This is a genomic window from Paenibacillus thermotolerans (genome assembly GCF_028745515.1).
Lineage (GTDB): Bacteria > Bacillota > Bacilli > Paenibacillales > YIM-B00363 > Paenibacillus_AE > Paenibacillus_AE thermotolerans.
This window is the reverse complement of record NZ_JAQZSG010000032.1, coordinates 22,905-48,749: the sequence shown is the minus strand read 5'-3', so window position 1 is coordinate 48,749 and position 25,845 is coordinate 22,905. Positions and strand designations below refer to the sequence as shown.

Annotated in this window: 32 protein-coding genes; 26 read left to right on the top strand and 6 right to left on the bottom strand. The window is 55.2% G+C overall.

Annotation, left to right across the window (positions count from 1 at the left end; all coding sequences use genetic code 11):
- Nucleotides 1–67: 67 nt before the first annotated feature.
- The 8 genes from PT964_RS21305 to PT964_RS21270 all read left to right on the top strand — a co-directional run bounded on the left by PT964_RS21305 (nucleotide 68) and on the right by PT964_RS21270 (nucleotide 7,960).
- Nucleotides 68–1,093 (top strand): Gfo/Idh/MocA family protein, encoded by a 1,026-nt coding sequence (locus tag PT964_RS21305; protein ID WP_274365373.1) that lies wholly within the window; start codon nucleotides 68–70, stop codon nucleotides 1,091–1,093.
- A gap of 294 nt (nucleotides 1,094–1,387) precedes the next feature.
- Nucleotides 1,388–1,819, top strand: a complete 432-nt coding sequence (locus PT964_RS21300) for a Fur family transcriptional regulator (protein WP_274365372.1) — start codon at nucleotides 1,388–1,390, stop codon at nucleotides 1,817–1,819.
- Nucleotides 1,806–2,069, top strand: a complete 264-nt coding sequence (gene yidD / locus PT964_RS21295; RefSeq protein WP_274365371.1) for a membrane protein insertion efficiency factor YidD — start codon at nucleotides 1,806–1,808, stop codon at nucleotides 2,067–2,069. The genes PT964_RS21300 and yidD overlap by 14 nt, the downstream gene beginning before the upstream one ends.
- A gap of 325 nt (nucleotides 2,070–2,394) precedes the next feature.
- Nucleotides 2,395–4,422 (top strand): methionine--tRNA ligase, encoded by a 2,028-nt coding sequence (gene metG, locus PT964_RS21290; RefSeq protein ID WP_425262777.1) that lies wholly within the window; start codon nucleotides 2,395–2,397, stop codon nucleotides 4,420–4,422.
- A 185-nt stretch (nucleotides 4,423–4,607) separates the two neighbouring features.
- Entirely contained in the window at nucleotides 4,608–5,594 is a 987-nt protein-coding gene (locus PT964_RS21285; protein WP_274365370.1) for a metal ABC transporter substrate-binding protein, read from the top strand.
- Nucleotides 5,595–5,615: 21 nt separating this feature from the next.
- The gene (locus tag PT964_RS21280; RefSeq protein ID WP_425262779.1) at nucleotides 5,616–6,407 is read left to right on the top strand and encodes a metal ABC transporter ATP-binding protein; all 792 of its coding nucleotides are present in this window, start codon (nucleotides 5,616–5,618) and stop codon (nucleotides 6,405–6,407) included.
- 13 nt (nucleotides 6,408–6,420) lie between these two features.
- The gene (locus tag PT964_RS21275; protein ID WP_274365368.1) at nucleotides 6,421–7,227 is read left to right on the top strand and encodes a metal ABC transporter permease; all 807 of its coding nucleotides are present in this window, start codon (nucleotides 6,421–6,423) and stop codon (nucleotides 7,225–7,227) included.
- A 22-nt stretch (nucleotides 7,228–7,249) separates the two neighbouring features.
- Nucleotides 7,250–7,960 carry a cytochrome c biogenesis CcdA family protein gene (locus tag PT964_RS21270; protein ID WP_274365367.1) on the top strand — a complete coding sequence of 237 codons (711 nt, stop codon included), beginning with the start codon at nucleotides 7,250–7,252 and terminating at the stop codon, nucleotides 7,958–7,960.
- A 3-nt stretch (nucleotides 7,961–7,963) separates the two neighbouring features.
- On the opposite strand, the gene splB is transcribed toward PT964_RS21270, so the two are convergent.
- Nucleotides 7,964–9,025: a spore photoproduct lyase gene (gene splB / locus PT964_RS21265; RefSeq protein WP_274365366.1), complete on the bottom strand. Its 1,062-nt coding sequence runs from the start codon at nucleotides 9,023–9,025 to the stop codon at nucleotides 7,964–7,966.
- A 187-nt stretch (nucleotides 9,026–9,212) separates the two neighbouring features.
- Between splB and mntR the strand changes: the two genes are divergently transcribed.
- The 4 genes from mntR to PT964_RS21245 all read left to right on the top strand — a co-directional run bounded on the left by mntR (nucleotide 9,213) and on the right by PT964_RS21245 (nucleotide 11,722).
- Complete coding sequence (gene mntR, locus PT964_RS21260; RefSeq protein WP_274365365.1) at nucleotides 9,213–9,635, top strand: transcriptional regulator MntR; 423 nt, start codon at nucleotides 9,213–9,215, stop codon at nucleotides 9,633–9,635.
- A gap of 89 nt (nucleotides 9,636–9,724) precedes the next feature.
- Nucleotides 9,725–10,243: a C40 family peptidase gene (locus tag PT964_RS21255; protein ID WP_274365364.1), complete on the top strand. Its 519-nt coding sequence runs from the start codon at nucleotides 9,725–9,727 to the stop codon at nucleotides 10,241–10,243.
- 75 nt (nucleotides 10,244–10,318) lie between these two features.
- Nucleotides 10,319–10,585, top strand: coding sequence for a hypothetical protein (locus PT964_RS26610; RefSeq protein WP_425262776.1), 267 nt, complete (start codon nucleotides 10,319–10,321; stop codon nucleotides 10,583–10,585).
- A 120-nt stretch (nucleotides 10,586–10,705) separates the two neighbouring features.
- A complete protein-coding gene (locus PT964_RS21245; RefSeq protein WP_274365363.1) occupies nucleotides 10,706–11,722 on the top strand; it encodes a patatin-like phospholipase family protein in 1,017 nt (338 codons plus the stop codon).
- Here the strand turns inward: PT964_RS21245 and PT964_RS21240 are convergent.
- Complete coding sequence (locus tag PT964_RS21240) at nucleotides 11,716–12,027, bottom strand: hypothetical protein (protein ID WP_274365362.1); 312 nt, start codon at nucleotides 12,025–12,027, stop codon at nucleotides 11,716–11,718. The genes PT964_RS21245 and PT964_RS21240 overlap by 7 nt on opposite strands.
- A gap of 6 nt (nucleotides 12,028–12,033) precedes the next feature.
- Nucleotides 12,034–13,029, bottom strand: coding sequence for a DUF1385 domain-containing protein (locus tag PT964_RS21235; RefSeq protein ID WP_274365361.1), 996 nt, complete (start codon nucleotides 13,027–13,029; stop codon nucleotides 12,034–12,036).
- Between the two features lie 174 nt (nucleotides 13,030–13,203).
- On the opposite strand from PT964_RS21235, the gene PT964_RS21230 reads away from it, so the two are divergent.
- The 5 genes from PT964_RS21230 (at nucleotide 13,204) to PT964_RS21210 (ending at nucleotide 17,377) form a co-directional block, all read left to right on the top strand.
- Complete coding sequence (locus tag PT964_RS21230; protein WP_274365360.1) at nucleotides 13,204–13,722, top strand: YqhR family membrane protein; 519 nt, start codon at nucleotides 13,204–13,206, stop codon at nucleotides 13,720–13,722.
- A gap of 104 nt (nucleotides 13,723–13,826) precedes the next feature.
- Nucleotides 13,827–14,270, top strand: coding sequence for a type II 3-dehydroquinate dehydratase (aroQ, locus tag PT964_RS21225; protein WP_274365359.1), 444 nt, complete (start codon nucleotides 13,827–13,829; stop codon nucleotides 14,268–14,270).
- Nucleotides 14,271–14,277: 7 nt separating this feature from the next.
- Nucleotides 14,278–15,360 carry a M24 family metallopeptidase gene (locus PT964_RS21220; protein WP_274365358.1) on the top strand — a complete coding sequence of 361 codons (1,083 nt, stop codon included), beginning with the start codon at nucleotides 14,278–14,280 and terminating at the stop codon, nucleotides 15,358–15,360.
- A 60-nt stretch (nucleotides 15,361–15,420) separates the two neighbouring features.
- Complete coding sequence (efp, locus tag PT964_RS21215; protein ID WP_274365357.1) at nucleotides 15,421–15,978, top strand: elongation factor P; 558 nt, start codon at nucleotides 15,421–15,423, stop codon at nucleotides 15,976–15,978.
- Nucleotides 15,979–16,123: 145 nt separating this feature from the next.
- Complete coding sequence (locus PT964_RS21210; RefSeq protein ID WP_274365356.1) at nucleotides 16,124–17,377, top strand: aspartate kinase; 1,254 nt, start codon at nucleotides 16,124–16,126, stop codon at nucleotides 17,375–17,377.
- A 78-nt stretch (nucleotides 17,378–17,455) separates the two neighbouring features.
- Here PT964_RS21210 and PT964_RS21205 read toward each other — a convergent pair whose 3' ends face one another.
- Genes PT964_RS21205 through comA form a run of 3 tightly spaced genes read right to left on the bottom strand, consistent with a single transcriptional unit; the run spans nucleotide 17,456 to nucleotide 19,562 of the window.
- Nucleotides 17,456–17,920 (bottom strand): DUF441 domain-containing protein, encoded by a 465-nt coding sequence (locus PT964_RS21205; RefSeq protein WP_274365355.1) that lies wholly within the window; start codon nucleotides 17,918–17,920, stop codon nucleotides 17,456–17,458.
- A 44-nt stretch (nucleotides 17,921–17,964) separates the two neighbouring features.
- Entirely contained in the window at nucleotides 17,965–18,714 is a 750-nt protein-coding gene (locus PT964_RS21200; protein ID WP_274365354.1) for a 2-phosphosulfolactate phosphatase, read from the bottom strand.
- A gap of 32 nt (nucleotides 18,715–18,746) precedes the next feature.
- Nucleotides 18,747–19,562 (bottom strand): phosphosulfolactate synthase, encoded by an 816-nt coding sequence (comA, locus tag PT964_RS21195; protein WP_274365353.1) that lies wholly within the window; start codon nucleotides 19,560–19,562, stop codon nucleotides 18,747–18,749.
- A gap of 172 nt (nucleotides 19,563–19,734) precedes the next feature.
- On the opposite strand from comA, the gene PT964_RS21190 reads away from it, so the two are divergent.
- The 9 genes from PT964_RS21190 (at nucleotide 19,735) to PT964_RS21150 (ending at nucleotide 25,720) form a co-directional block, all read left to right on the top strand.
- Nucleotides 19,735–20,001 carry a YqhV family protein gene (locus PT964_RS21190; protein WP_274365352.1) on the top strand — a complete coding sequence of 89 codons (267 nt, stop codon included), beginning with the start codon at nucleotides 19,735–19,737 and terminating at the stop codon, nucleotides 19,999–20,001.
- Nucleotides 20,002–20,072: 71 nt separating this feature from the next.
- Complete coding sequence (gene spoIIIAA / locus PT964_RS21185) at nucleotides 20,073–21,035, top strand: stage III sporulation protein AA (protein WP_274365351.1); 963 nt, start codon at nucleotides 20,073–20,075, stop codon at nucleotides 21,033–21,035.
- A 5-nt stretch (nucleotides 21,036–21,040) separates the two neighbouring features.
- Nucleotides 21,041–21,562, top strand: coding sequence for a stage III sporulation protein SpoIIIAB (spoIIIAB, locus tag PT964_RS21180; RefSeq protein ID WP_274365350.1), 522 nt, complete (start codon nucleotides 21,041–21,043; stop codon nucleotides 21,560–21,562).
- A 27-nt stretch (nucleotides 21,563–21,589) separates the two neighbouring features.
- On the top strand, nucleotides 21,590–21,790 hold the full coding sequence (spoIIIAC, locus tag PT964_RS21175) for a stage III sporulation protein AC (protein WP_274365349.1): 201 nt from the start codon (nucleotides 21,590–21,592) through the stop codon (nucleotides 21,788–21,790).
- Between the two features lie 11 nt (nucleotides 21,791–21,801).
- On the top strand, nucleotides 21,802–22,191 hold the full coding sequence (gene spoIIIAD / locus PT964_RS21170) for a stage III sporulation protein AD (RefSeq protein ID WP_274365348.1): 390 nt from the start codon (nucleotides 21,802–21,804) through the stop codon (nucleotides 22,189–22,191).
- Between the two features lie 39 nt (nucleotides 22,192–22,230).
- The gene (spoIIIAE, locus tag PT964_RS21165) at nucleotides 22,231–23,460 is read left to right on the top strand and encodes a stage III sporulation protein AE (RefSeq protein WP_425262775.1); all 1,230 of its coding nucleotides are present in this window, start codon (nucleotides 22,231–22,233) and stop codon (nucleotides 23,458–23,460) included.
- A gap of 26 nt (nucleotides 23,461–23,486) precedes the next feature.
- A complete protein-coding gene (locus tag PT964_RS21160) occupies nucleotides 23,487–24,263 on the top strand; it encodes a stage III sporulation protein AF (RefSeq protein ID WP_274365347.1) in 777 nt (258 codons plus the stop codon).
- A 28-nt stretch (nucleotides 24,264–24,291) separates the two neighbouring features.
- Nucleotides 24,292–24,921, top strand: a complete 630-nt coding sequence (gene spoIIIAG, locus PT964_RS21155) for a stage III sporulation protein AG (RefSeq protein ID WP_274365346.1) — start codon at nucleotides 24,292–24,294, stop codon at nucleotides 24,919–24,921.
- Between the two features lie 88 nt (nucleotides 24,922–25,009).
- Nucleotides 25,010–25,720 carry a SpoIIIAH-like family protein gene (locus PT964_RS21150; protein ID WP_274365345.1) on the top strand — a complete coding sequence of 237 codons (711 nt, stop codon included), beginning with the start codon at nucleotides 25,010–25,012 and terminating at the stop codon, nucleotides 25,718–25,720.
- The last annotated feature ends 125 nt before the right edge of the window (nucleotides 25,721–25,845 follow it).

Below are 25,845 nucleotides of genomic sequence, written 5' to 3'. Positions count from 1 at the left end.
TATAATAGGCGGTATGGGAGAAACATGTTATAGTATAGACGAAACACGACGAAAGGGGATTCATCCTATGACCAAGTTGAAAGTTGCCGTCATCGGCTGCGGCGCGATCGCCATTCATCGGCACGCGCCGGAGTATGCATCCAATCCGAACGTGGAGGTTGTTGCGTTCGTCGATACCGTACTGGAAAGAGCCGAAAAGATGGCCTCCAAATACGGCGGAAAAGCTTATACGGACCACAAAGAAATGCTGAAAGCGGAAAAGCCGGATGCAGTCAGCGTTTGTTTGCCTAACGCGCTTCACGCCCCGGTTTCGATCGATGCGGCGAACGCCGGCGCTCACGTGCTCTGCGAAAAGCCGATGGCTGTTTCCGCCGATGAGGCCGAAGCGATGATCGCCGCGGCAAAACAAAATAACGTATATTTGATGATCGGCCATAACCAGCGCTTTATGCCTCCGCATGTGAAAGCGAAGGAAATTTTGAAATCCGGCAAGCTAGGCAATGTGCTTACGTTCCGTACGTCGTTCGGCCATCCGGGACCGGAAGGCTGGAGCGTAGACGGCAAAGGCAGCTGGTTTTTCCAAAAGGACAAAGCGTTCGTCGGCGCAATGGGCGATCTCGGCGTCCACAAAGCGGATTTGATTCGCTGGATGCTGGATGACGAAGTGGAGGAAGTGGGCGCGTTCGTCGGCACTTTGCATAAAGAAAATACCGATGTGGACGATAACGCGACTTGCATTCTTCGGATGAAAAGCGGAGCCATCGGCTCGCTGGTCGCATCCTGGACGTACTACCGCGGCGAAGACAACAGCACGGTGCTGTGGTGCGAGAACGGCGTCATGAAAATCGGCACGGATCCGGTTGAAGAGGTCATTGTGGAGCTTCGCAACGGCACGGTGGAGAAGTATAAGGTCGGCGGCATATCGACGAACGAAAGGCAGCTTGCCAGCGGCGTCATCGACGCGTTCGTCGAGTCGATCGTTACGAAAACCCCTCCGTCCGTTTCCGGCGAAGAAGGCGCTAAATCGCTGGCCGTTATTATTGCGGCGCTTGAGTCGGAAGAGAAGGGCGCCATTGTGAAGGTAAAAGCATAACGGCGTAAACGCAGAACGAGCTTCCCCGCTAGAACGACGGGGGGAGCTCGTTTTACGTTAACGGAACGAAATGTCCGCTAATCGTCCGAAATCCGGCCTGATTTATCATATTTGTAAAGCTAGCGGACACGCAGTTCCGTTATTTATCCATTTTTGACCGGTTCGACAAATTTAGCGGACATTTGATTCCCTTAAATTTTTCATAAAAGCGGCAGGCTGGCACCGGACCTTTGACGGAGCGGCATTTTTGATGCATCATTAAGAGAAGAAGACGAAGTTCAGGGAGAGAATAACGTGGAAGCTCAAGAAATCATTGACGCGATGTCCAAGAAAGGATTGCGGGTAACGGACCAGCGCAAGACGCTGGCCTGCCTGTTTGCGGACGCGCACGGTTATTTGTCGGCGAAGGACGTCTACGAATCGATGGGCAAAACATATGCCGGGCTGAGCTTCGATACGGTGTACCGCAACCTGCGGCTTCTGCACGAAATGGATGTTCTTGAGCAATTCGTGTTCGAGGACGGCGTGAAATTCAGAGCTCGCTGCGGAGAGCACGGACACCATCATCACGCGATATGCCTCGGCTGCGCGCGTACGTACGCCGTGCCGTTCTGCCCGATGGATGTCAAAGTGGAGCTGCCGGATGGGTTCGATGTCGTAAAGCATAAATTCGAGATTTACGGGCATTGCAACGAATGCGCGGGAGCCAAGCATGAAAACGGCTAAGCGGGCCTTGCAGGCGCCGATTCGGTTTTACCGGAGGTTTATTTCACCGCTCAAGCCGCCTACCTGCCGGTTTTATCCGACCTGCTCCGCTTATGCGCTGGAGGCGATCGAAGTGCACGGGCCGCTCAAAGGTTCCGTGCTGGCGGCCAAGCGGATCGTGAAATGCCATCCGTTTCATCCCGGGGGCGTCGACCGTGTGCCCCCGCCCGAAAACCCCGATTCCCTTGACTTTGCCGAAAATAATCGGTAATCTATTGGGAAATATAGTTTCATCCTATGAACGGATAAGTACATTTGTTTCGTCTAATCTTCAGAGAGCCGGGTCAGGTGCAAGCCGGCATAGCCGACAAGTGGAAGATGGTCCGGGAGGATTGCCCCGTGAGTGCGAATGCGAAAGCAAGTCGCACAAGCTCGGCACGCTGCGCCGGCGTTATCGGCCGAGTCCGACGCGACTCGTTGAGCGTTCCTTGCCCTAGCCGGCAGGAGCGGAATTTGGGTGGTACCGCGTGAGCGTAAGCTTTCGTCCCATAGGGGATGAGGGCTTTTTTTATTTATTTAAGCAGGAGGAATTAGCGATGAGCACGAACAAAACGTTCTACATTACGACGCCGATTTATTACCCGAGCGACAAGCTTCATATCGGGCACGCTTACACGACGGTGGCAGGCGACGCGATGGCGCGGTATAAACGGCTGCGCGGCTACGATGTCCGCTTCCTGACGGGGACGGACGAGCACGGCCAAAAAATCGAGCGGAAGGCGAAGGAGAAAGGCGTTACGCCGCAGCAATACGTGGACGACATCGTCAAGGGCATTCACGATTTGTGGGGGAAGCTCCATATTAGCCATGACGATTTTATTCGGACGACCGAAGGGCGCCACAAGCAAGTCGTAGAAAAAATATTCCAGCAGCTGCTCGATCAAGGCGATATTTATTTAGGCACGTACGAAGGCTGGTATTGTACGCCGGATGAAGCATTTTTCACGGAGCGGCAGCTTGTGGACGGCAAATGTCCGGACTGCGGCCGGGCGGTTGAGCTCGTGAAGGAGGAATGCTATTTCTTCCGGATGAGCAAATATGCCGACCGCTTGCTGAAGCATTACGAGGAGCATCCGGATTTCATTCAACCGGAATCCCGCAAAAACGAAATGATCAACAATTTCATCAAGCCGGGTCTTGAGGATTTGGCCGTGTCGAGAACGGCGTTCGATTGGGGCGTCAAGGTGCCTTCCAACCCGAAGCATGTCATCTATGTCTGGATCGACGCGCTGTCGAACTACATTACGGCGCTCGGATACGCAACGAACGACGACTCGCTGTATCGGAAGTTTTGGCCGGCCGACGTGCATTTGGTCGGGAAGGAAATCGTACGATTCCATACGATTTATTGGCCGATTATGCTGATGGCGCTCGGACTGCCGCTGCCGAAGAAGGTGTTTGCGCACGGCTGGCTGCTCATGAAGGACGGCAAAATGTCGAAATCGAAGGGCAACGTCATCGATCCGGTCACTTTGATCGACCGGTACGGCTTGGACGCGCTCCGTTATTATTTGCTCCGCGAGGTGCCGTTCGGCGCAGACGGAACGTTCACGCCGGAAGGCTTCGTCGAGCGGATCAACTACGATCTGGCGAACGATCTCGGCAACCTGCTGAACCGGACCGTCGTCATGATCGACAAATATTTCCGCGGAACGATCCCCGAGCGGATTGAAGGGGCTACGCCGTTCGACGCCGATTTGGTGGAGACGGCGAACGCGGCGGTCCGCAAAGTGGAGGAAGCGATGGAGAACATGGAGTTTTCCGTCGCGCTGACGGCGATTTGGCAGCTTATTTCCCGCACCAACAAATATATCGACGAAACGCAGCCTTGGATGCTCGTGAAGGACGAAGACAAACGCGGAGCGCTCGGCTCCGTTATGTACCACCTGGCGGAATCGCTCCGCATCGTCTCGGTGCTGCTCCGTCCGTTCCTCATCTCCGCTCCGGGCTCGATTCAAGCGCAGCTTGGAATCGACGCGTCCGACGAGAAGCTGACCGGCTGGGACAGCTTAGCCAAGTTCGGGCTGCTGCCCGCGGGAACGAACGTACAGAAGGCTGTGCCGATGTTCCCGCGGCTCGAAGCCGAAACGGAGGTTGCGTATATCGTTGAAGCGATGAGCGGCGGCAACGCCGGCGCTGCTGCTGCTGCGGTTCCGTCAACGGCCCAAGGCGAAGCGCAGGCGGCCGCGAAGCCGTCGGGCACAAGCAAGGAAAGCGGCGAAGAGAAAATCGAAGGCATTGCGGAAATCGGAATCGACGATTTCATGAAGGTCGAGCTTCGCGTGGCGCAGGTGCTTGAAGCGGAGCCGGTGCCGAAGGCGGATAAGCTGCTGAAGCTGCAGCTCGATTTGGGCACCGAACGGCGCCAAGTCGTCTCCGGCATCGCGAAATTTTATAAGCCCGAGCAGCTCGTCGGCAAGAAGCTGATCTGCATTACGAACCTGAAGCCGGTGAAGCTGCGCGGGGAGCTGTCGCAGGGTATGATTTTGGCGGCCTCCGCCGGCGACATGCTTACGCTGGCCACCGTCGACGGAGATATTCCGAACGGCGCCAAGGTAAAATAAGTTGCGATAACGCCCATATTCCGTTCCTTGATTCCCAAGGGGCGGAATATTTGTTTTTGAAGAGGCAAAACTTGATAAAACTTGCTTGACATATTTTTATAGGCAAACGTATAATCTGATTTATGTAAATCGTAAACGTTACGATTAAGAGAAACGGTTATCGAACCGGAGGGTGGAGATTCGTAATGAAAAAACTGATTATGCTGTTTGCCGCCGTGCTGACGCTCGGCATCGCGTCGGGCTGCGCCGCGGACAAAAACACATTGGTGGAAGGCAAGATCAATGTGGTGACCTCTTTTTTCCCTTTATACGATTTTTCAAAGCAAATCGGAGGAGACCATGTCAATGTCGTAAATATGGTTCCTACCGGCGTTGAGCCGCATGATTGGACGCCGAAAAGCCGGGACATGACGAACATTGCAAAGGCGCAAATGTTTGTTTACCAAGGCGCCGGCTTCGAAGGCTGGACGGAAGACGTCCTTGGCGGAATCGACAAAAGCAAGCTTGTAGTCGTCGAAGCAAGCAAAGGGATCGAACTGCTGCCGGCTTCTCCGAACGCGCATGACGAACACGACGAACACGACGAACACGACGATCACGACGATCACGACGATCACGCCTCTGAGAGCCACGGCAGCCACGCGGAAGGCGGGTTCGATCCGCACACTTGGTTAAGTCCGAGCTCCGCGCTTATTATGGCCGAGAATATTAAAAACGGCCTGACAGAAGCCGACCCGGAGCACGCAGCCGATTACGAGAGCAACTATGAAGCGCTCGCTGCGCAAATCAAAGCGCTGGACGATTCGTTCAGGCAGCAGCTGTCCGGGGTGTCCAAACGGGAAATCGTCGTACAGCATCAAGCGTTCGGTTACTTGGCGAGAGATTACGGGCTCGTCGAAGTGTCGCTCATGGGGCTTTCCCATGAAGCGGAGCCTACCGCCCAGAATTTGAAGGAGATCAGCGACTTTATCAAGGAGCACGACGTTCATTATATTTTCACGGAAGAGCTGCTGTCGGACGCCTTGGCCAAGACGCTCGCGAACGATCTCGGCGTAGAGACGTTAGTGCTTCATCCGCTGGAAGGCTTGACGGACGAGGAAGCGAAGTCCGGCGCAACGTACGTCTCGTTAATGGAGCAAAATTTGAACCACTTGCTGAAAGCACTGCAATAAGGAGATGCCGCTATGAGTGCAATGGAAAACGATCAACAGCAAAGCAAGACCGGACCTGTCGTCAGCATGGAAGGCCTTCGGTTTTCCTATGAAAACAAGTCGGTAATCGACGGGCTCGATTTTCAAATCAACCGGCGCGATTTTGTCGGCCTGATCGGCTCGAACGGCGCCGGCAAGACGACGCTTCTCCGCATGCTGGTCGGCTTGCTGAAGCCCACGGAGGGAGAGCTCAAGCTGTTCGGTACGCCAATCGCCAAATTCAACGAATGGCGCCGTATCGGTTACGTTCCGCAGAAGACGGCGCTTAACCCGCTGTTCCCGGCTACGGTAAGAGAGGTGGTGCTTTCCGGTCTGTACGGAAAGCATAAGCTGTACCGCCGGATTACGGCGGCCGATCAGCAGCGCTGCGACGATGCGCTAGCCGCGCTGCAAATCGCCGATCTCGCCCATCGGCGCATCGGACAGCTTTCGGGCGGTCAGCAGCAGCGCGTGTTTCTGGCGCGTGCGCTGATCGGCAACCCCGAGCTGCTCATCCTTGACGAGCCGACGGTCGGCATCGATGTGGAAACGCAGAGGTCGTTCTTCTCGATGCTGCGCCATATGCATGCCCAACATGACATCACCTTTTTAATGGTGTCTCACGATGTAGAGGCGATGAAGTCGTTTTTGGGCGACTTCCCTGTACTGACAAGCGGCAAGCTTGCTTTCTACGTTAAATCGATGCACAACGACATTTCCTGCTCCGAAACGGATCTGACGCATGCTTTGAAAGACTGGAACCAGGCCGGCGAGCGAATCCCGGTGGCTCATTAAGGAGGACGTACCCTTGTTCGACATATTTGCCTTTCCGTTTTTTCAACGGGCGCTGCTCGGAGGGGCGCTGATCGGGGCGATGGCGCCGCTCCTAGGCGTATTTTTGGTGCTCCGCCGCCTTTCCATGATCGGCGATACGATCGCGCACGTTTCGATTGCCGGGATCGCCCTCGGATTCCTGATCAACGTCTACCCGGTCGGCATCGGGCTGGCGTTCGCGCTGTTCGGCGCCCTCGTTATCGAGCGGCTGCGGCGCACTTATCGCACTTATGCGGAGCTTTCGATCGCCATATTGCTTTCCGGCAGTGTGGCGCTCGCTACAATGCTATTCACGCTCGGGCAAGGGCTGAATATGAATGTGACGAGCTATTTTTTCGGAAGCGTCTACTCGCTGGATACCGTCGATCTGATTACGATTTTCGCCGTAAGCATCGTCGTGCTGGGCGTCATTGCCTTTCATTTGAAAGAATATTTTTTGCTGACGTTCGATGAAGATGCTGCCAGCGTAAGCGGACTTCCCGTCAAAACGTTAAATATTGCGCAAACGGTGCTAACGGCTTTAGTAGTCAGCGTATCTATAAAAATATTAGGGGCGCTGCTCGTCTCGGCACTGCTCATCATTCCTGTCGCTTGCAGCCTGCTGATTGCCAGGAGCTTCCGCCACTCGATTATTTGGGCGCTTATCTTTTCCGAAAGCGCCGTAATCCTCGGACTGATCGGGGCAGGCGTGTTCAACTTGGCGCCGGGCTCAACAGTTGTGTTATTATTGGTATTGATCTTAATCGTTTTGTTAGGTCTAAAAAAAGGTTTTAGACTATAACGCGCAACAAAGGGGATGCGGAATGTCGGATATTAATTTGTGGGTCGCTTTCGCGGCCGGGCTCGCTTCGTTTATTTCACCATGCTGCCTGCCGCTGTATCCTTCCTATCTATCATATATTACCGGCATATCCGTATCGCAGCTAAAAACGGACCACAAGAAAGAAGTGCGGCTGCGGACGCTCAGCCACACGCTGTTTTTCATCATCGGCTTTTCCATCGTCTTTTACGCTCTTGGCGCAGGCGCCGGACTCATTGCGGAAATATTTCGGGATTATCAGGATTTAATTGCGAAGCTTTCCGCAATCTTGTTGATTTTAGTAGGACTGTTTCTGCTAGGGGTGTTTCAGCCTCAATTTTTGATGAAGGACATGAAGCTTCGCGTGAACGCAAAGCCGGCTACGCTGCTCGGTTCCATGCTCATCGGCATCGGTTTTGCGGCGGGCTGGTCTCCGTGCATCGGTCCGATTTTCTCGGCGATCATCTCGCTGTCCACGACCGAGCCGGGCATATGGTTCCAACTGACGACGGCCTATACGCTCGGCTTCGGGCTTCCGTTTTTTATTATGGCGTTCTTTATCGGCTCGACCAAGTGGATTCTGAAATATTCGAACCGGCTTATGAAGCTCGGCGGCGCATTCCTCGTGCTGTTCGGCATCCTGCTGTATACCGGCCAAATGCTGAGGATCACGGTCTGGTTCAATCAAATTACGCCGGAATGGCTCCGGTTCTAACCGTTACGTAAAGTAATCGATCGCCGCCTTCGGGAAGTTCTCAAAGATTTGCTCCGTGATGAATTCCCGAAGCGCGTGCGCCTGCTCGTCCGGATATACATATTTTCCTTGCCCCCAACGGCCCCATTTATACTTACGCTTCGTCTCGTCCATCTCCAGCTTCGTCTTCGGGTATCTCGCTTCGATGACCCGCTTCGCCGTCTTCGTAAACCGGTGCTGAATCAGCTCGAACGTCAGCTCCTCCTCCGCCTCGGGAGGGACTTCCGCCTTAAGCTTCCGAAGCAGCTCCGCATAGCCTTCTTCCCAGCCTTCATGCCAAATGATCGGCGCAATGATGAACCCTAGCGGGTATCCGGCGCGCGCGACCTTGCCCGCAGCTTCGATACGGGCGGCGAAGCTTGACGTCCCGGGCTCGAAGCTCTTGATGACGTAGTCCGCGTTGACGGAAAACCGGATTCGCGTATGCTTGTTGTGATGAAGGCCGAGCAGCGAATCGACGTTGTTGAATTTGGTGACAAACCGAAGTCTTCCGTATTCCTGCTTCCCCATGAACTCAATCAATTGCGCGAGCGAGCCCGTGATGTGCTCCAGGCTTACCGGGTCGGACGTACAGGCCGCCTCGAAGCGAGTCGTCTCCGGCGCACGCTCCTGAATATATTGAAGCGCCCGGTTCGTAATGTCGTCGATGTTTACATAAACCCGAACATACGGCTTTGCTCCGAGCGTCGTCTGCAAATAGCAGTAATGGCAGTGGGCCATGCATCCGGTCGCGATCGGAATGGCATATTCGGCGGAAGGCTTAGACTGATCGAAATCGAGCGTCTTTCGAATGCCCACAACGAGCGTCCGCTTGGCCATTCTGTATTTCTCAAGCTCCGACTCCCCCGGCAAATTCGTGATTCGGTTATGGGAGGTCGTCATGCGGATCGGCAATCCTTGCTCTTGGGCCCATCTGTAAATTCTCGCCCCCATCGGATATTCCAACGAATCGGGCTCAAAGTAAACGAGCTCGGGCGTGAATGCTTTTAAGTCGGTTTTCGGACGTACCGGCGTTTCGGTCGCCACTTTTTTTCATCCCCTTTCGTACGATCATAATGATGGTCATGGGAATAGCATTCGCATGCTCCTCTTGCGTCATACCGCGGCCAAAACCGCATCCCGTCGCTTGCTTTTGCCCGCATACTAGCTGTATAGTTAACAAATAACGATTGCAAACGAGTGCAAAAGAAGGTAATGAGAGGGGAAAGCCGGTTTGGCAACACCGAGCATGGAGGATTATCTGGAGCGAATCTATCGTTTGATCGACGAGAAAGGGTATGCCCGGGTGTCTGACATAGCCGAAGGATTGGAAGTGCATCCGTCTTCGGTTACTAAGATGATTCAGAAGCTGGATAAAGACAATTATTTGGTATACGAAAAATATCGAGGCTTGATCCTCACGGCCAAAGGGAAAAAGATTGGCAAAAGGCTGGTGGACCGCCATCATTTGCTTGAACAATTTTTAGCGTTGATCGGCGTTCAGGAAGAAAATATTTATAAGGATGTGGAAGGCATCGAGCACCATTTGAGCTGGGACTCGATCACCTGCATCGAGACGCTTGTCGAATATTTCCGCAGAGACCAGAACCGCCTGGAGGAGCTGCGCAGCATCCGGAACGAATTGGATATGGAATAGAAGGTCCGCACTTTCCCGGTGCGGCCTTTTTTACGCTTGCACCGTACGCCCGCCGCTTGAATAGGCTATTGTGGGTGGTGAAAGGAACGATGACGAACGAAATCGGCTACCGGGCCGGCGACATATTGACCGCTTGCGACAACGAGTTTGATGTGCCCCCCGGCTATATTGGCCATGCGGCGATTGTCGCGGACAACCGCTACATGATAGAGGCGGTTATAACGTATCCCTACGTTCAAGCAAGCACGATCGATAGCTTTCTGACCGTTCATCCGAAGCATGCGGTGTACCGGCCCGTCGACGCGAAGATGGGGGCGTCCGCCGCGAATTTTGCCGTGAAATATTTCCTGCAATGCGATGCGAACTATAGAAGCGGGATCGCGATCCCGAAATTTTCTTTCTCGCCGCAAATTCCGCTTGCGGATCCGTGGTCGTCGATTTACTGCTCGAAGCTCGTGTGGCTTAGCTATTATTACGGAGCCGGGTATCCTTTTTATAACGATTATTATCTCTTTACACCGGAAGATTTGGATGCGGTCTGCAGCAAAGATCCCCATTTCGAATCGGTATACAAACATCCGAATTTTCAGTTTCTGGTGGACACCTGACTGGTCGTTCACCTATTTTTTTACTGCTAGGCAGGTCACCATTCCACGAATGTCCCCTCCACATATGATGGGATTGTGAACGAAAACAAAACAACCATCAAGGAGTTGGATCATATGTTAGGAATGGGTCCTATGGGTATGGGAGCGAATTTGGGTCCCGAAGCGGGTTTGCACGGTGCGAACATCAATGCGCCGGCGGCACTTGGAGCAGCCGGTGCAGGCTACCCTTACTACGGCGGTTTTGACGGTTATGGTTATGGCTACGACTTCGGTTACTCTGCGGGCGCGATTCTGGTGCTTTTCATCCTGCTCGTTATCATCAGCCGTACATTGCTGGTGTAAGCTTCCCCTTACTAAACCTTGCTCGGCGAAAGCAGGCCGGGCAAGGTTTTATTTTTCCATCATAAGGACGTGCAATACCCGCATACATACGATTAGGAAAGTATGAGGGGAGGGGAAGCCGTGCGGGTAAACGCTGTTTTTCAAGGCGGCGGCGTCAAGGGGATCGGGCTCGTCGGAGCGATTTACGCCGCCGAACGGTACGGGGTGACATTTCATCAAACGGCGGGAACGTCGGTAGGAGCTGTAGTCGCTTCGTTAGTAGCGGCCGGTTATTCGGCGGACGAAATGAAGTCGCTCATTCTGGAAATGCCGCTGGAGCAATTTACGCGAAAGGACTGGATTCATCATTTGACGTTTGTCGGACCTGCAGTTCGACTGCTTGTAAAGAAGGGATTGTACTCGGGCGACCCGATCGAACGCTGGGTGGAGCAGCAGCTCGCTAGAAAAGGAATCCGCACCTTCGGAGATTTGCCGCCGAATGCGCTTCGCGTGGTCGCTTCGGACATTTCTCTCGGAAAGCTGCTGGAGCTTCCGGGCGACATTCAGCAGTACGGCATGGACCCGATGAATCTGTCCGTCGCCAGAGCCGTGCGTATGAGCGCCAGCATCCCGTTTTTCTTCGATCCGGTCGTGTTCAAGCTCCGCCAGAAGCAGCAGCGCCGGCAATTACGGCTTCCCAAATCCGTATATGTAGTGGACGGGGCCATCTTGAGCAATTATCCGCTATGGATTTTCGATAAGGAATTGAAAGAACGCCCTGGAGGAATCCCGACGCTCGGCTTTCAATTGGTCGGCAGAACGAGCGCGGCGCCCAACAATATTAACGGTCCGATCTCTATGCTGCACGCGTTGTTTTCCACGATGGTCAGCGCCCACGATGAAAGGTATATCGAGAAGCACAGCCGGTTCCGAACGATCAAGATCCTGTCGGACATGGTGGGGTCGACCGAATTTTCGGTCAGCAAGGAGAAGCAGATGGAGCTGTTCGAATCCGGCTTGAAAGCAGGGAACGAATATTTCCAAAGCTGGACGTATTCCGGCTATTCCGCCGAAATGGACAAATGGATGCAGACCATCTTCCCCGAGCTCAAAAAAAATGCCGGGGCCCCTAGCGGCCCCGCGGCAAAGCGTCAATGATATTTAGGCGGCTCGTCGTCGTCCGGCTTGCTTCCGCGGATGACGGTGAACTTCGCCTTTTTTGTTTTCCGTCCGAACGTTCTATCCCCTTTGCCGCCGAAACTGCCGAAGCCTCCGGAACGGAGCCGCTGCGCCAAATAACGCCAAGTGGACGGAGGGTAGCGGTACAGCAAAAATACGAGGCCGAATACCGCGACCGGGATGATCCAACGGGTAAAGCTGGAGCCGATGCTGTACAGCAGGCCGATGATCATGAACCCGACGATTACGTAAGTCAATATGCCGTGACGGCCGAATCGTCTCATCCCCGATCACGCTCCCACAGCCGAGCCGCGTTCGATAGCCGGCGCCGTTCTCTGGTCCGCCTCAAGCATCCTCTGGAAAGAAGCGATCGCCACCTCGACCTGGTCGTCCGTCGGCTGCTTGGTAGTCAGCTTCTGCAGCATGAGCCCCGGATATCCCAAATAGCGAAGCACCGGAATGTCGCGAACGCTGTTCGTGAAGCGCAGCACCTCGTAAGACAAGCCGATGACGACCGGCAATAGCGCCAGCCGGATGCCCAGACGCTCCCAGATCGAATTCCACTCGAATACCGGCAGCGAATACAGGAAAATCCCGATGATGACGGTCAGTATAATAAAGCTGCTGCCGCACCGGTAGTGCAGCGTGTTGTATTTTTGCACGTTTTCGACTGTTAGCGGGTCGCCGTTTTCATAGGCGGTGATGACCTTATGCTCCGCCCCGTGATATTGGAACAGCCGTTTGATCAGCGGCGTTTGCGCGATCAATTGGATGTAAGCGACAAGCAGCGCAAGCTTGATCAACCCTTCGATCAAATTGTGAAGAAAAATATTATCGAATGCGGTGCTGAAAAGCATATCTTCCAGCGCTGCCGGAACAAGCGTAAATATGAGCTTGCCGGCGATGAAAGACAGCACCCCGACTACCGCCACGCCTAAAACCATCGTCATGTTTTCGCCGAGCGATTTGCGCTTCGGGGCATCGCCCGATTCCGACGCAGGGCCGGTTCTGGCTTCCTCGGTTTCTTCGGTTGCGTACGATTCCGCCGAGAAGTTCAGATGAACGGAGCCTTTGGCGCTCGATTCGATCAAGCCGACGATTCCGCGCAGAAGCGGTATTTTCTTCAAGGCTTTCACCCAGCCGATCTCCTGCTTCGGTGTTTCGAAATATTCAATGGAACGGTCCTTCTTGCGAACGGCCGTAACGTTAACGGTTTTGCCGGCAAACATAACGCCCTCGACGACAGCCTGTCCGCCGTATGCAAAAGGGATTTGCTTTTGAGTCAATTGCCTCACCTCTCCCACTCTTTATCTTGCAGTTTCTCTTCATTGTAGCCGAAAACGGGCGTAAATTCCACCGGAAACGGACGGATAAAAAGGCGGGACGAAGGTTACTGCGGTCTCCTTTTGCGCATAATAGGTTCGAATTGAACGCTAAAGCTAAGGGAGATCAGAGAAGGCATGGCTAAGAAGACAACGATGAAAAAGGCGGGCACCGCTACGATCGTCCCGACGAACAAATGGTTTTTCGCATTGTACCTCGGCTTTTTCGCCGGCGTCATTTGGGGAGCCTTGCGCATTGTCGCCTACTTGTTCCGCTTTACCGAGCTTGTTCCGGGCTTTTTGATCGAGCCGTTCTTTACGCACGATTTTTTGGCGGGCACCGGGGGTTATGCGGTGGGCTGGTTCGCCTGGATCGTCTTTTCGATCGCGGCCGCTTATATTTACGCCTTCTTGCTGCATAGGGCCATGGGGCCTTGGATCGGCATGCTGTACGGCCTCTGTTGGTTCGCGTTCTGGTTTCTGGTCGGGCCGTGGTTTGGGATGATGAAGCCGATCGGCCTGATCCGCTGGGATACGCTGTGGACGGAAGGCAGCATATTTGTGTTATGGGGCGTATTCATCGGCTATTCGGTTGCCTTCGAGTTTTCCGACGAAAGGCAGCGGGAATCGGGCGAGGGGACGCTTCGGTTGCAATAAAATGATTCTCAAAACGGGGAAATGTATGGTAAAATGGCTGATGGTGCTTGCAGCCATTGCGAAAAACGTGCAAACGCCGCTAGTATATAAAGGTGGTGCCGCGGGTGAAATCCGTACTTGTTTTGAACGGCCCGAATTTGAACACGCTCGGCTGGCGTGAAAAAAATGTATACGGCACGGTAACATTGGATGAAATCGAGGCGAACATGAAGCGTCTGGCCGAACAGCTGGGGCTTTCCGTTCGTTTCTTTCAATCGAATTACGAAGGAGCGCTCATTGAAGAAATTCACGGCGCCCGGGGCACGGCGGACGGGATCATTATGAATCCCGCAGCTTTTACGCATTACAGCATCGCGATTCGGGACGCGCTGGCGGCGGTGGAGCTGCCGACGATCGAAGTGCATCTGTCCAACGTGTACAAGCGTGAGCCGTTTCGTCACGTGTCCGTCACCGCTCCGGTTTCTCTCGGGGTCATTGCCGGGCTCGGCGCGGTCGGGTACGAGCTGGCGTTACGCGCCCTTGCAGCACATTTTGAGGATAAAGGGTGATTGCCTCATGTCCGCATCAGTCAATCGGGTTACCAAGCTTCGCGAATCGTTGAACGAATTGCAGATCGACGCGCTGCTCATTACGAATCCGGTGAACCGGAAATACTTAACCGGCTTTACGGGTACGGCCGGCAACGTTCTAATAACCGAGAGCCGTGCCGTGTTGTTTACCGATTTCCGTTATGTCACGCAAGCAAGCGAGCAGGCCGCCGGGTTCGAGACGATCGAGCACGACAGCGCGAATCCGCTGGCGGCCGTTCGCGAAGCGATGCGTTCCGCAGGCCTTAGCAAGCTGGGCTTCGAACAGGAAAACGTTTCATACGGCGCATACGGCCGGTATGCCGCAGAGCTGGGCGGCGACATAACGCTTGTCCCTACCGCCGGAACCGTCGAGCGGCTGCGCCGCATTAAGGACGCGGGGGAAATTCAGCTCATCCGCGAAGCGGTCGCCGTATCGGATGCCGCGTTTACGCATATTTTGCCTTTCTTAAAGCCGGGAGTGAAGGAAACGGACGTTTCCCTCGAGCTTGAGACGTTTATGCGCAGACAAGGCGCATCGGCCACCTCGTTTGCGACGATCGTCGCTTCGGGCGAGCGTTCCGCTTTGCCGCACGGCGTGGCGAGCGGGCGCGTGCTCGGAACGAACGAATTTGTTAAGATGGACTACGGCGCGCTGTACAAAGGGTACTGCTCCGACATGACCCGAACGGTGTTCATCGGGCAGCCGACAGCGAAGCACCGCGAGATTTGGGACATCGTGCTCGAAGCTCAGCTCGCTTGCCTGGCCGGCCTGAAGCCGGGCATGACGGGGAAGGAAGGCGACGCGCTCGCCAGAGACGTTATCGCGAAATACGGCTACGGCGACAACTTCGGCCACGGAACGGGACATTCGGTAGGGATGGAGATCCACGAATCCCCGAACCTGAACAAGAGAGAATCGTCCGTGCTTGAGCCGGGGATGGTCGTTACGGTGGAGCCGGGAATTTATTTGCCGGGCTTCGGCGGGGTGCGGATTGAGGATATGGTCGTCATTACCGAAACCGGCTGCGACATTTTAACGAAATCTTCCAAAGAATTCATAACTTTGTAATATCCGTGCGCATTATATTTAATGCAATCGATATAACCCATATTTTAGGAGGACGTAGAAGTGATTTCAGTTAACGATTTTAAAACAGGCCTGACCATCGAGGTAGACAACGACATTTACACCGTCATCGACTTCCAGCACGTGAAGCCGGGCAAGGGCGCGGCGTTCGTCCGCTCCAAGCTGAAGGGGCTCCGCAACGGCAACGTGGTCGAGAAGACGTTCCGCGCCGGCGAGAACGTATCCCGCGCCATCGTCGACAACCGCCCGATGCAGTATTTGTACAATTCGGGCTCGGAATATACGTTCATGGATAACGAAACGTACGATCAAATTACGTTGACGGAAAAGCAGCTCGAGTGGGAAAGAAACTTCCTGATCGAAAATATGGTCATCAACATCGTATCGTACCAAGGCGAAATTATCGGCATCAACCTTCCGAACAGCGTCGAGCTGAAGGTAGCGGAAACCGAGCCGGGCATCAAGGGCAACACGGCGCAGGGCGCAACGAAGAACGCGACGATGGAAACCGGCTTGAAGGTGCAAGTGCCTCTGTTCATTAACGAAGGCGACGTTCTCCTGATCGATACCCGCGAAGGTAAGTATATTTCCAGAGCGTAATTCATGTTTACGGCAATCCCGGCTGCGACAGCGAAGCGGTCGGGATTTTCTATGCGCTTTTACTTTAAAGCGTTAACTCATTAGAAATCCTGTGTTATAATGATGCAAATATATAGTTAGAACCTGCAGCCTAGGAGTGGTGAATGTGGCTTTGGTAGTCATGAAGTTCGGGGGCAGCTCGGTCGGCGACGCGGAGCGCATGAAGCGCGTAGCCGGAAGAGTGATAGAGAAAAAGCAAGAAGGAAACCAAGTAGTGGTCGTCGTGTCGGCAATGGGAGATACGACGGACGATTTGATCGACCTTTCGAAGCAATTGAACGAGAAACCTTCGGCGCGGGAGATGGACATGCTGCTCACGACCGGAGAGCAGGTTTCCGTCGCGCTTCTTTCCATGACCGTTCAGGGGCTTGGACACGAAGCGGTTTCGTATACCGGCTGGCAAGTCGGCATGATGACGGAGAAGGCGCACGGCCGCGCGCGCATTACCGATATTAAACCGGAGAGAATTCATAAATCGCTGGCGGAAGGCCGCATCGTGGTCGTCGCCGGCTTTCAAGGCATGACGGAGGACGGCGAAATTACGACGCTCGGTCGAGGCGGCTCCGACACGACGGCCGTTGCGCTTGCGGCGGCGCTGAAAGCCGATCTGTGCGAAATTTACACGGACGTCGACGGCATCTACTCGACCGATCCGCGAATCGTGAAGGTGGCGCGCAAGCTGAAGGATATTTCTTATGACGAAATGCTGGAGCTCGCGAACCTCGGGGCGGCGGTGCTGCATCCGCGGGCGGTGGAATACGCCAAGCATTACAATGTGCCGCTTGTCGTGCGGTCCAGCTTTAACCATAACGAGGGAACGATTGTGAAGGAGGATGCAACATTGGAACAGGGAGTAGTCGTCAGCGGGATCGCTTATGATAAAAATGTGGCAAGAATCAGCATTTTGGGCGTAAAGGACGTACCGGGACAGTTAGCGAAGGTGTTTACGGCGCTCGCCGCGGAAAATATTAACGTCGATATTATCGTGCAAAGCGGCGTGCAGGGCGGAAAGGCCGACTTCTCCTTCTCCGTCGGCGTCGGCGATGTGGAGAACGCGGTGGCCGTGCTGCGCCGCATCCAAACCGATATTTCCTATGACGACATTACGAGCGAGACGAACCTGGTGAAAATTTCGATCGTCGGCGCCGGCATGGTAAGCAACCCGGGCGTAGCCGCAAAAATGTTCGAAATCATCTCCAGCCTCGGCATAAGCATCAAGATGGTCAGCACCTCCGAAATTAAAGTGTCCTGCGTCGTAGACGCGGACCGCTTCCAAGACATCATCCGCGCGCTGCACACCGGTTACGGACTCGATACGGTGGAGCAGGCGTTCGTCGGCGGTCCGAGCGAGCGCAGATAAAGCAAGGCGCAAAAAAATAACGGCTTCGCAAATTCCGGCAAGGGATGCGCGAAGCCGTTATTTTTTTTCGAGAAGCCGTCACCTCAGTTTATCGAACAGAAAATAGGCGACTTTCAAAAAAAAAGCCGTTATTCCCGCAGCCATCAGCGGCCCTACGGGAATTCCCCGCATGAACAAAATGCCGAATATCGAACCGATGACCAAGCCGACGATCAGCTGCGGGTCGAGCTTCAGCAGCTCAAGACCTTTGCCGTTCATGTACGTCGCCACAGCGCCGCCGGCTAAAGCGAGAATGCCCGGAGCGCTCGTGAACACGGACATAATGTCCTTGTGCGAAATCCGCTCGCTGGCAAACGGGACCAATACTCCCATCGTCAGGAATAACAGTCCTACCTCAAGTCCGCGGCGTTCGAGCGTAGGAAGATACCGGTCCAGCGATATTAATTTAATGACCAGCAGAATGCACGCCGCCGTCGTAATAATATGGGACCGGCCGACCATGCCGATGATAATGAGCACCACCAATAACAATTCACCGTTCATAGCGAGACTCCTGTCCACAAAGGATTCTCTAAAGTGTATGAACGTCACCCGGTTTTAGAACAGCCCGTACTTTCCGCCGCAGCCGGGTACGGCTTCATCTCGCCGTTCGTATAAACGGGAACGAGGCTGAATTGATTCGTTCGGGCGCAGAACAGGACATCTTCCGCAAGGCCGAGAGAGGTAAGCCGGACACCGCTGTCGCACGCGAGCAGCGCTTCCGGAAGCCGATTCGCATTATATGCGTATGCGTCCGCCATCGCGGCCGCGAAGTCGCTTACCGCTACGTGAGCCTCCGCAGCTTTCCGAATTTCATGCACGATCAGTCCGGCGCACAAACCGTCCTCGAGCGCAAACACATCCTTCGTTCCGGAGCACAGCAGCACGACATCCCGGTTCAGCTTCAGCGCCGCCTTCGCGCATGCCTCCGCGTTGAGCAAGGAGGCGGCAAATACGGTCGCTCCCTTCAGCGCTTTCTGAATGCCTCTTGTGCCGTTCGTCGTCGTCATGACGATTTTTCGTCCCGAGACGATTTCCTTCGTATATTCACCCGGCGAATTGCCGAGGTGAAACCCCGGAATCGGCTTGCATTGGCGTTCTCCGGCAAGCAGCTCGTCATGCCTAGCCGTTTGCTTCGCAAGCGCGACCGTCTCCACGGGGACGATGCCGGCGGCGCCGCCGGAGAGCGCCGTCACCATGACGGAGGTGGCGCGCAATACGTCGATGACGAATACCGTTTTGCCGGACAAGTCGTGGGCATGCGTTTCGCTAATATTTGAGATGCAGTCGATTCGCATAGGGGTACCTCCTTGCACTTTCCGCGGCAGGATTACAACACTCCGGTGCCGGCGGCACCCAAATGGAACGTGTCGGAACGCAAGCCGCGCCGCAGCGCTTCAAGAGACATGACGTCGTCCGGCGCTACGTTGCCTATATTCAGCTCCGGTCCCAGCAATTGCAGAAGATACGCCTGCTGCTGCTTGAGCGGCGCCTCCCACATCAGCTTGCTTTGGTCGGGAATCGCCTGCGTCAGCCGGGACAGCTCCTCTTCTTTAAAGTCGCCGTTTCCGTCGAAGATGCCGACTCCTTTCCCCGACTCCCGTCCTTCGATGGTAACGAACAAGGCGCCCAGCCCGGTGTCGATATCGACCGTTTGGGCGAGCTCATCGATCTCGATCGTAGAACCCCATATCTTTTTTCCGTATTCCGTAACGATCTGCAAGCCTGCCTCCAGCCCTCTTACAATCAAAGAGCTTCGCAAATGGCGCGGAATGTCGATGGTGCCGTCGGATACTTCGAGCGCGGTAAAGCCGAGCTTGCGGACGGCTGCGAAAAAAACATCCAGTTTGTTTTTCGCGATCGCCACTTCCAGGAACGTGCCGCCGGGCATGATCGGAATGCCGTGAATGCCGGCCAGCTCGATTTTCCGCTGCAAAATGTGCTGCGGGTACAAGGCGGCCGTTCCGAAGCCCAACTTGATGAGATCAATGTGCGCTCCCGCCGTAAGGATCATATCTTCATAGGCGTGAAGACCTAAGCCTTTGTCGATGACCATCGTTTTGCCGTTTAGGCGCGGTTTCGTCACCCGCCTCCCGGTCGGATCGGCGAGCGCCTCATGCCACTCCGTCTTTGAGGTCTGTTCCATTCGCCTTACTCCTTCGCTATCAAGTTTGATTGGCCTTTACTCCAAAGCAATATATGCGATTGCCCTGGTTGATGTGCCCGTATGCTAAATGAAGACGAGCCCGCATATAGATGTGGAAAGACAAGCAAACACAGCATGAGTCAACGTCTCCAAGCGGGAGGGGGGTGAAGATTTGCTCGACAAAATCGTGGTAAGCATGGCCGCTTTGCGGGTGCTTTCCGGCTCGATCGAGCTGTTTGCGGCGTTCCTCATATATCGTTTCAACAACGTGGAGAAGGCGCTGCTTGTAAACTCGTCGCTTGCGCTAGTAGGCCCTCTCATCTTTATCGCCGTCACGACGCTAGGCCTGGTCGGCATCTCGGATAAGATATCGTGGAGCCGGCTTCTGTGGATCGGTCTGGGGCTGTCGTGCATCTTTTTCGGCATTCTGAAAAAATGACAAGCAGGCATAAACCGATAGGCCAAGCATAGACATGGTTGTAAGTTAGACAACATGGGGGCTGCGCAGCCATGTGGAAAACCGTACTCGCCTTACTGCCTGCAGCGCTCCGGACGGCGCTTGCCGCCGTACCGCCGCACATTGCCGACAGGGCCGAAGAAATACGCATCCGCGAAGGAAGGCCGCTAGAAGTGTGCTACGCCGGCGGCTTCGTATTCGTGACCGCAAGCGGCGCAATGACGGACGACCCCCGGCTCGGCCTGCTGCCGAATCGGGAAGACTGTTTGAAACTGCTCGATGCGGCGACGAACCATTCGTTGTATACGATGGAAGAGCAGCTGCGCAGAGGCTTCATCACCGTCAAGGGCGGCCACCGGATCGGACTGGCCGGGCGCGCGGTGACGGAGCGCGGCTCGGTCCGCGGACTGAAGGAAATCGGCGGCTTCAACATCCGGATCGCCAAGGAAGTCAAGGGCGCCGCGGAACATGTGCTGCCGCACCTGTGGAACAAGAGAAGAAACGCTTTGTACTCGACGCTCATCGTCTCTCCGCCTCAGCGGGGCAAGACGACGCTCCTTCGCGATTTGGCCAGAACGGTCGGAAAGCGATCGAAGGTCGGCATCGTCGACGAGCGGTCGGAAATCGCCGCTTGCTTGGACGGCGTGCCCAGCTTCGACGTCGGTCCGAGAACCGACGTGCTGGATTCCTGCCCGAAGGCGGAAGGCATTATGATGATGATACGCTCGCTTTCGCCGGAGGTGATCATCGTGGATGAGATCGGGCGGGAGGAAGACGCAGCCGCAGTGCTTGAAGCGCTGCACGCCGGCATTTCGATCGTTTCAACCGCACACGGATACGATTTGAGCGACGTGCGGAGCCGCCCGACGCTGTCTGCGCTGCTGGCATCGGGAGCGTTCGAGCGCATCGTATCGCTTCGTCCCGCCGGGCCGCCGGGGTCGATTTTTTCCGTCGTAGACGGCCGCGGCGCACCGGTTGATTCATCGCCGCCGGTATCGATAGGCGCTAGGAGGTGATCGCTATGCTGAAACTGGTCGGCGCCGCGCTCATTATGTTCGCAGGCACCGCATACGGCTTCTATCGCGCCTCTCGCTACGCGAGACGGCCGAGGGAGCTTCGCTATTTGACGCACGCGCTCACGACGCTCGAATCCGAAATCGTCTTCGGCGTTACGCCGCTTCCGGCCGCATTGAACCGAGTCGCCTCGGCGGTGCCCTCGCCGCTGTCGCACTTGTTCGGTTCGGCTGCTCGGAAGCTGCGGGCAAGCCAAGGCGAACGGACGGCGGACGAATGCTGGAAGGAAGCCGTATCGGAAGCATGGCCCTCTACGGCGATGCAGGAAGCCGAACGGGAGACGATGCTCTCGCTCGGGGCGACACTCGGCGTGACGGACCGGGCCGATCAATCGAAGCACATTAAGCTCTGCATCGCTCAGCTGCAGGCGGAGGAAATTACGGCAAGGGATGAGCAAGCTCGATACGAGAAGATGTGGAGAAGTTTAGGTGCGCTCGGTGCGGCGGTCGTCGTCATTTTAATGTACTAGCGCAACCATTGAGGGGATGTTCAAGAGATGGGCGAAGTCACTGCCGTGTTCCAAATTGCCGGGGTCGGTATCCTCATCGCTATGATCCATACGGTATTAAAGCAGATGGGAAAAGAGGATATGGCGCATTGGGCGACATTGATCGGTTTCGTCGTCGTGCTCTTTATGGTGATACAGAAGCTGGAAACGTTGTTTCAAGAAATTCAAAGAGTGTTCTTGTTCAAGTAAGGCGGTGCGGGATGGACATTATCCAGATCGTCGGCCTCGGCTTGATCGCCACCGTTCTGATCCTCATCGTCAAAGAGCAGAAGGCGGTCGCCGCATTTTTTATCGCTCTGTTTACGGGCATTGTCATCTTCCTGCTTCTCATCGGCAAAATATCGGAGGTCATCGCGGTGCTTACGCGGCTTGCGGCGCAATCGAACGTAAACATCGTATTTCTGCAAACGATACTGAAAATTATCGGGATCGCATACATCGTGGAGTTTGGAGCGCAGGTCGTCCGGGATGCGGGACAGGAGGCGATCGCCTCCAAAATCGAGCTGGCGGGAAAGGTGCTCATCATGGTTCTTGCCATACCGATCATTACGGTCATAGTCGAAACGGTGATGAAGCTGATGCCGGTATGATGCCCGCGGCCGGAACCGGGAGGGGGAGGCAATGTGAGAATGAGGCTGCTTCTTATCCTTGCGGCGATATGCGCGGTATTCGCGGTTTTCGCGGCCACGGCCGCCGGCGTATTTCCGGCTGCGGCGTACGCCATGGCGACCGGGGAAGCCGCTCCTTCGGCGGAGGATCCGTCGGAGACGGTGGACCGCTGGGTTCGCAGCCAAGCGGATTTGGTGGAAACCGACACGGTGGAGCGGTACTGGGACACGCTGATGAAGCAATACGGAGGCTGGTTTCCGGAAGGAAATCCGACGTTTCAGGACGCCATCGTTCCCGGAGGCAAAGGCTTCTCGCTCTCCAATATTTTCAAGGGGATGCTTTCGTTCCTGTTTCATGAGCTTGTCGTTAACGGAAAGCTGCTGGCGATGATCGTCATTCTTACGGTTTTCAGCATCGTGCTGGAAACGCTGCAAAGCGCGTTCGAGAAGACGAACGTGAGCAAGGTGGCATACGCGATCTCCTATATGGTGCTGATCGTATTGGCCGTTAACTCGTTCAACGTAGCGATCGGCTACGCCAAGGATGCCATATCGAGCATGATCCACTTCATGATGGCGGTCATCCCCGTCGTTCTCACGATGCTGGCGTCGCTGGGAAACGTAGCCACGGTCTCGATTTTGCATCCGCTCATTGTATTTATGATTCACACGGTGGGGAATCTCATTTACTTTTTCGTGTTCCCGCTCTTGTTTTTCTCCGCCGTTCTACATATCGTCTCAAGCCTTACGGACAAGTACAAGGTGACGCAGCTGGCCAACCTGCTTCGAACGGTCGCCCTCGGAACGATGACCGCGGCGCTTGCCGTCTTTCTCGGAGTCATCTCGGTACAGGGCGCGACCGGAGGCGTAGCGGACGGCGTCACGATGAAGACGGCCAAGTATGTGACGGGCAATTTCGTCCCGGTCGTCGGGCGCATGTTTTCGGACGCGACCGATACCGTCCTAAGCGCTTCGCTGCTGCTGAAAAATGCGGTGGGCATCGTAGGCGTCGTGATATTAATTTTGCTCTGCGCCTTTCCCGCGCTGAAAATTCTCGTACTGGCGTTTATCTTCAATGCGTCGGGAGCGCTGCTGCAGCCGCTCGGAGACAGTCCGATCATCGGGTGTCTGCAAACGATCGGCAAAAACATGATTTACATATTCGCGGCTTTGGCGACGGTCGGACTCATGTTTTTTTTAGCCGTCACGATCATCATAGCCGCTGCGAATATTAGCGTCATGGTCAGGTAATTCGGGCAAAAAGGGGGGGGGCTGAGGTGGACGTTTTGGGCTCGTGGCTCAAGCAGATCATACTTGTCGTCCTTCTGGCATCGTTCGTCGACCTCCTTTTGCCGAACCGGTCCATGCAAAGGTATGTCAAGCTTGTCGTTTCCTTGTTCATTCTCATTACGATCCTGTCTCCGGTTATGAACTTGGTGGGCTCCGGGATGAATCTCAGAATGCTGGCGGCAACCGTCGAAGGGTGGGATATCGGAGGGACGATGGACGACAAGGTTTTGCGGCAAGAGACTTTGGGAATCGGGACGGGGGCGGACAACCGCAGCCGTGCGATCCCTGCGCTGTCCGAGGTGCTTGAAGAAGGGGAAAAGCTAGCCAAGAAACGCAACGAGGAGTCGCTGACACTGTTTAAGGCGAAGCTGGAGTCGATGGTCAAGCAACAGGTCGAGTCCCAGCACGGCGTTGCGGTGAAAAGCGCCGATGCGAGTCTGTCGCTCGAGAAAGACGGAAGTCCCCGGTTGGACCGGCTGCACGTGGTGATTGCCTCGGCGCCTCCTTCATCGGCATCGCAGAGCGAAGCCGAAGGAAACCCCGAAGCCGGCCTCGGAAGCGTACAACCGGTCGAGCCCGTCGACATTCGGGTGCAGGTCGGCCGGGAGCCGTCGTCCTTGCCGGCATTCGGCGAAGGCAAAGCGGCTTCCAAAGCGGAAGCGAAAAAAAGCAAAGAGGTGGCCGAGTCGCTGGCAAGGCAGTGGGAGGTTGACGCAAGCCGCGTGACGGTCGCGTTTGACGGCCGGGGCGAATCGGGAAAATAGCGGCGCGCGGCGAAGGGGGTGATGCGTATTGGCGAAGTGGTGGCAAATGCTGGAGGAAAAATTCGGGGCGGGACCCGGGGGACCGAGTCGTATGAACACGGTGCGCTGGCTGTTGATCGCCGCAGGTGTCGGCATCATTATTATGCTTTTAAATTCGTTCATGACTGTGAAGGAGATGGACCCGACCGGGGGAGGCATAACCGGCGCCGGCGCCTCTCCCCCGGAGGATCGGGCGGCATTCTCGTCGGCGGAGGAAAGGTATTCGCAGTTTTCGGGCTACGAAGCGAGCTACGAGAACGAGATCAAGGAAATTCTATCGAAAATCGTCGGCGTCGGCGAAGTAGACGTGCTGGTGACGGTCGATTCCACGGAAGAGATTATTATCGAACACAACATGTCGGAATCGCGCCAAATGACCGACGAAACGGACGCTCAGGGCGCAAAGAGGCACATTACCTCAACGTCAAAGAGCGGCGACGTCGCGGAATCGAACGATTCGCCGATCGTCAAAAAAACCGTCCGCCCGAAAATTCGCGGCGTGGTCGTCGTAGCCGAAGGCGCGGAAAATATGACCGTTAAAAAAATGATCCATGAGGCAGTATCGAAGGGCATGGACGTGCCGGCGAACAAAATTTCGATCGTGCCGAGCAAGAGGTAGTGCGGGAGCCGTTTTTAGCGCCTGTAATTTGGGCCTAATATACATTTGCCTATTAAAAATCATGAGGAGAACGAAGGAGGAAAAAGGAATGAACACAAAGAGACAGACGGTTTGGCTAGTTTCGATGCTTGGCTTGATGGTGGTACTGTCCGCTTATTATTTGTTTACCGACGAGGTGAAGCCGGAGCCTGCCGATCAAACGGTTTCGCAGAACGAAATCGAGCTGGACGGCGTCCGAACCGCCGACCCTTCGGCGGGTGACGATTCGATTGTCGTAGATGGGGAAGACGTTTACCTGGAAGATATCGCTTCCGAAGAGACCGGTGCCGCCGATCCCCAGGCCGATGCGCCGGAAACCTCGACTGCGGATAAAGGCGCAGCGATCGCAGGGGATGAGCTGACGGACGAGGAAATTTTGCGGCAGCTGGCCGCCGAGAAGGACGGAAGCGAGGCGATTGCCGCTATGCAAATGGAGCGTACGGAAAAATTCGCCGATGAGATTGAGAAGCTGACGGCAACGATTACGGATAGCGAAGCGAGCAACGAAGCGGTCAACAAAGCGACGCAGCGCCAGAACGAGCTGTTTGATCTGGACGCGCGGCTCGTCGCCTTCGAAGAGAAGCTGATGGTCAGCAACTACAGCAACGCCGTCGTCACCTACGACGAGGCGACGAACCACTATACGGTGAACGTCAACTCGCCGTCCCTCGAGAAGAGCGAAGCGGTTTCCATTATCAAGATGGCGATCGAGGATTTGGGTATTTCGATGCACCAAATCAGCGTCAAGCTGTATCGATAACAAAGCGTCCGGCACATGGCGCGAAAGAGTCCGGGGAACCGGACTCTTTCGTTTGGGGCCAATAAGTTCTAGACTGAACGGATGTTTGTGATATAATACATACGTCGATTTAGGACAGGCCGCGG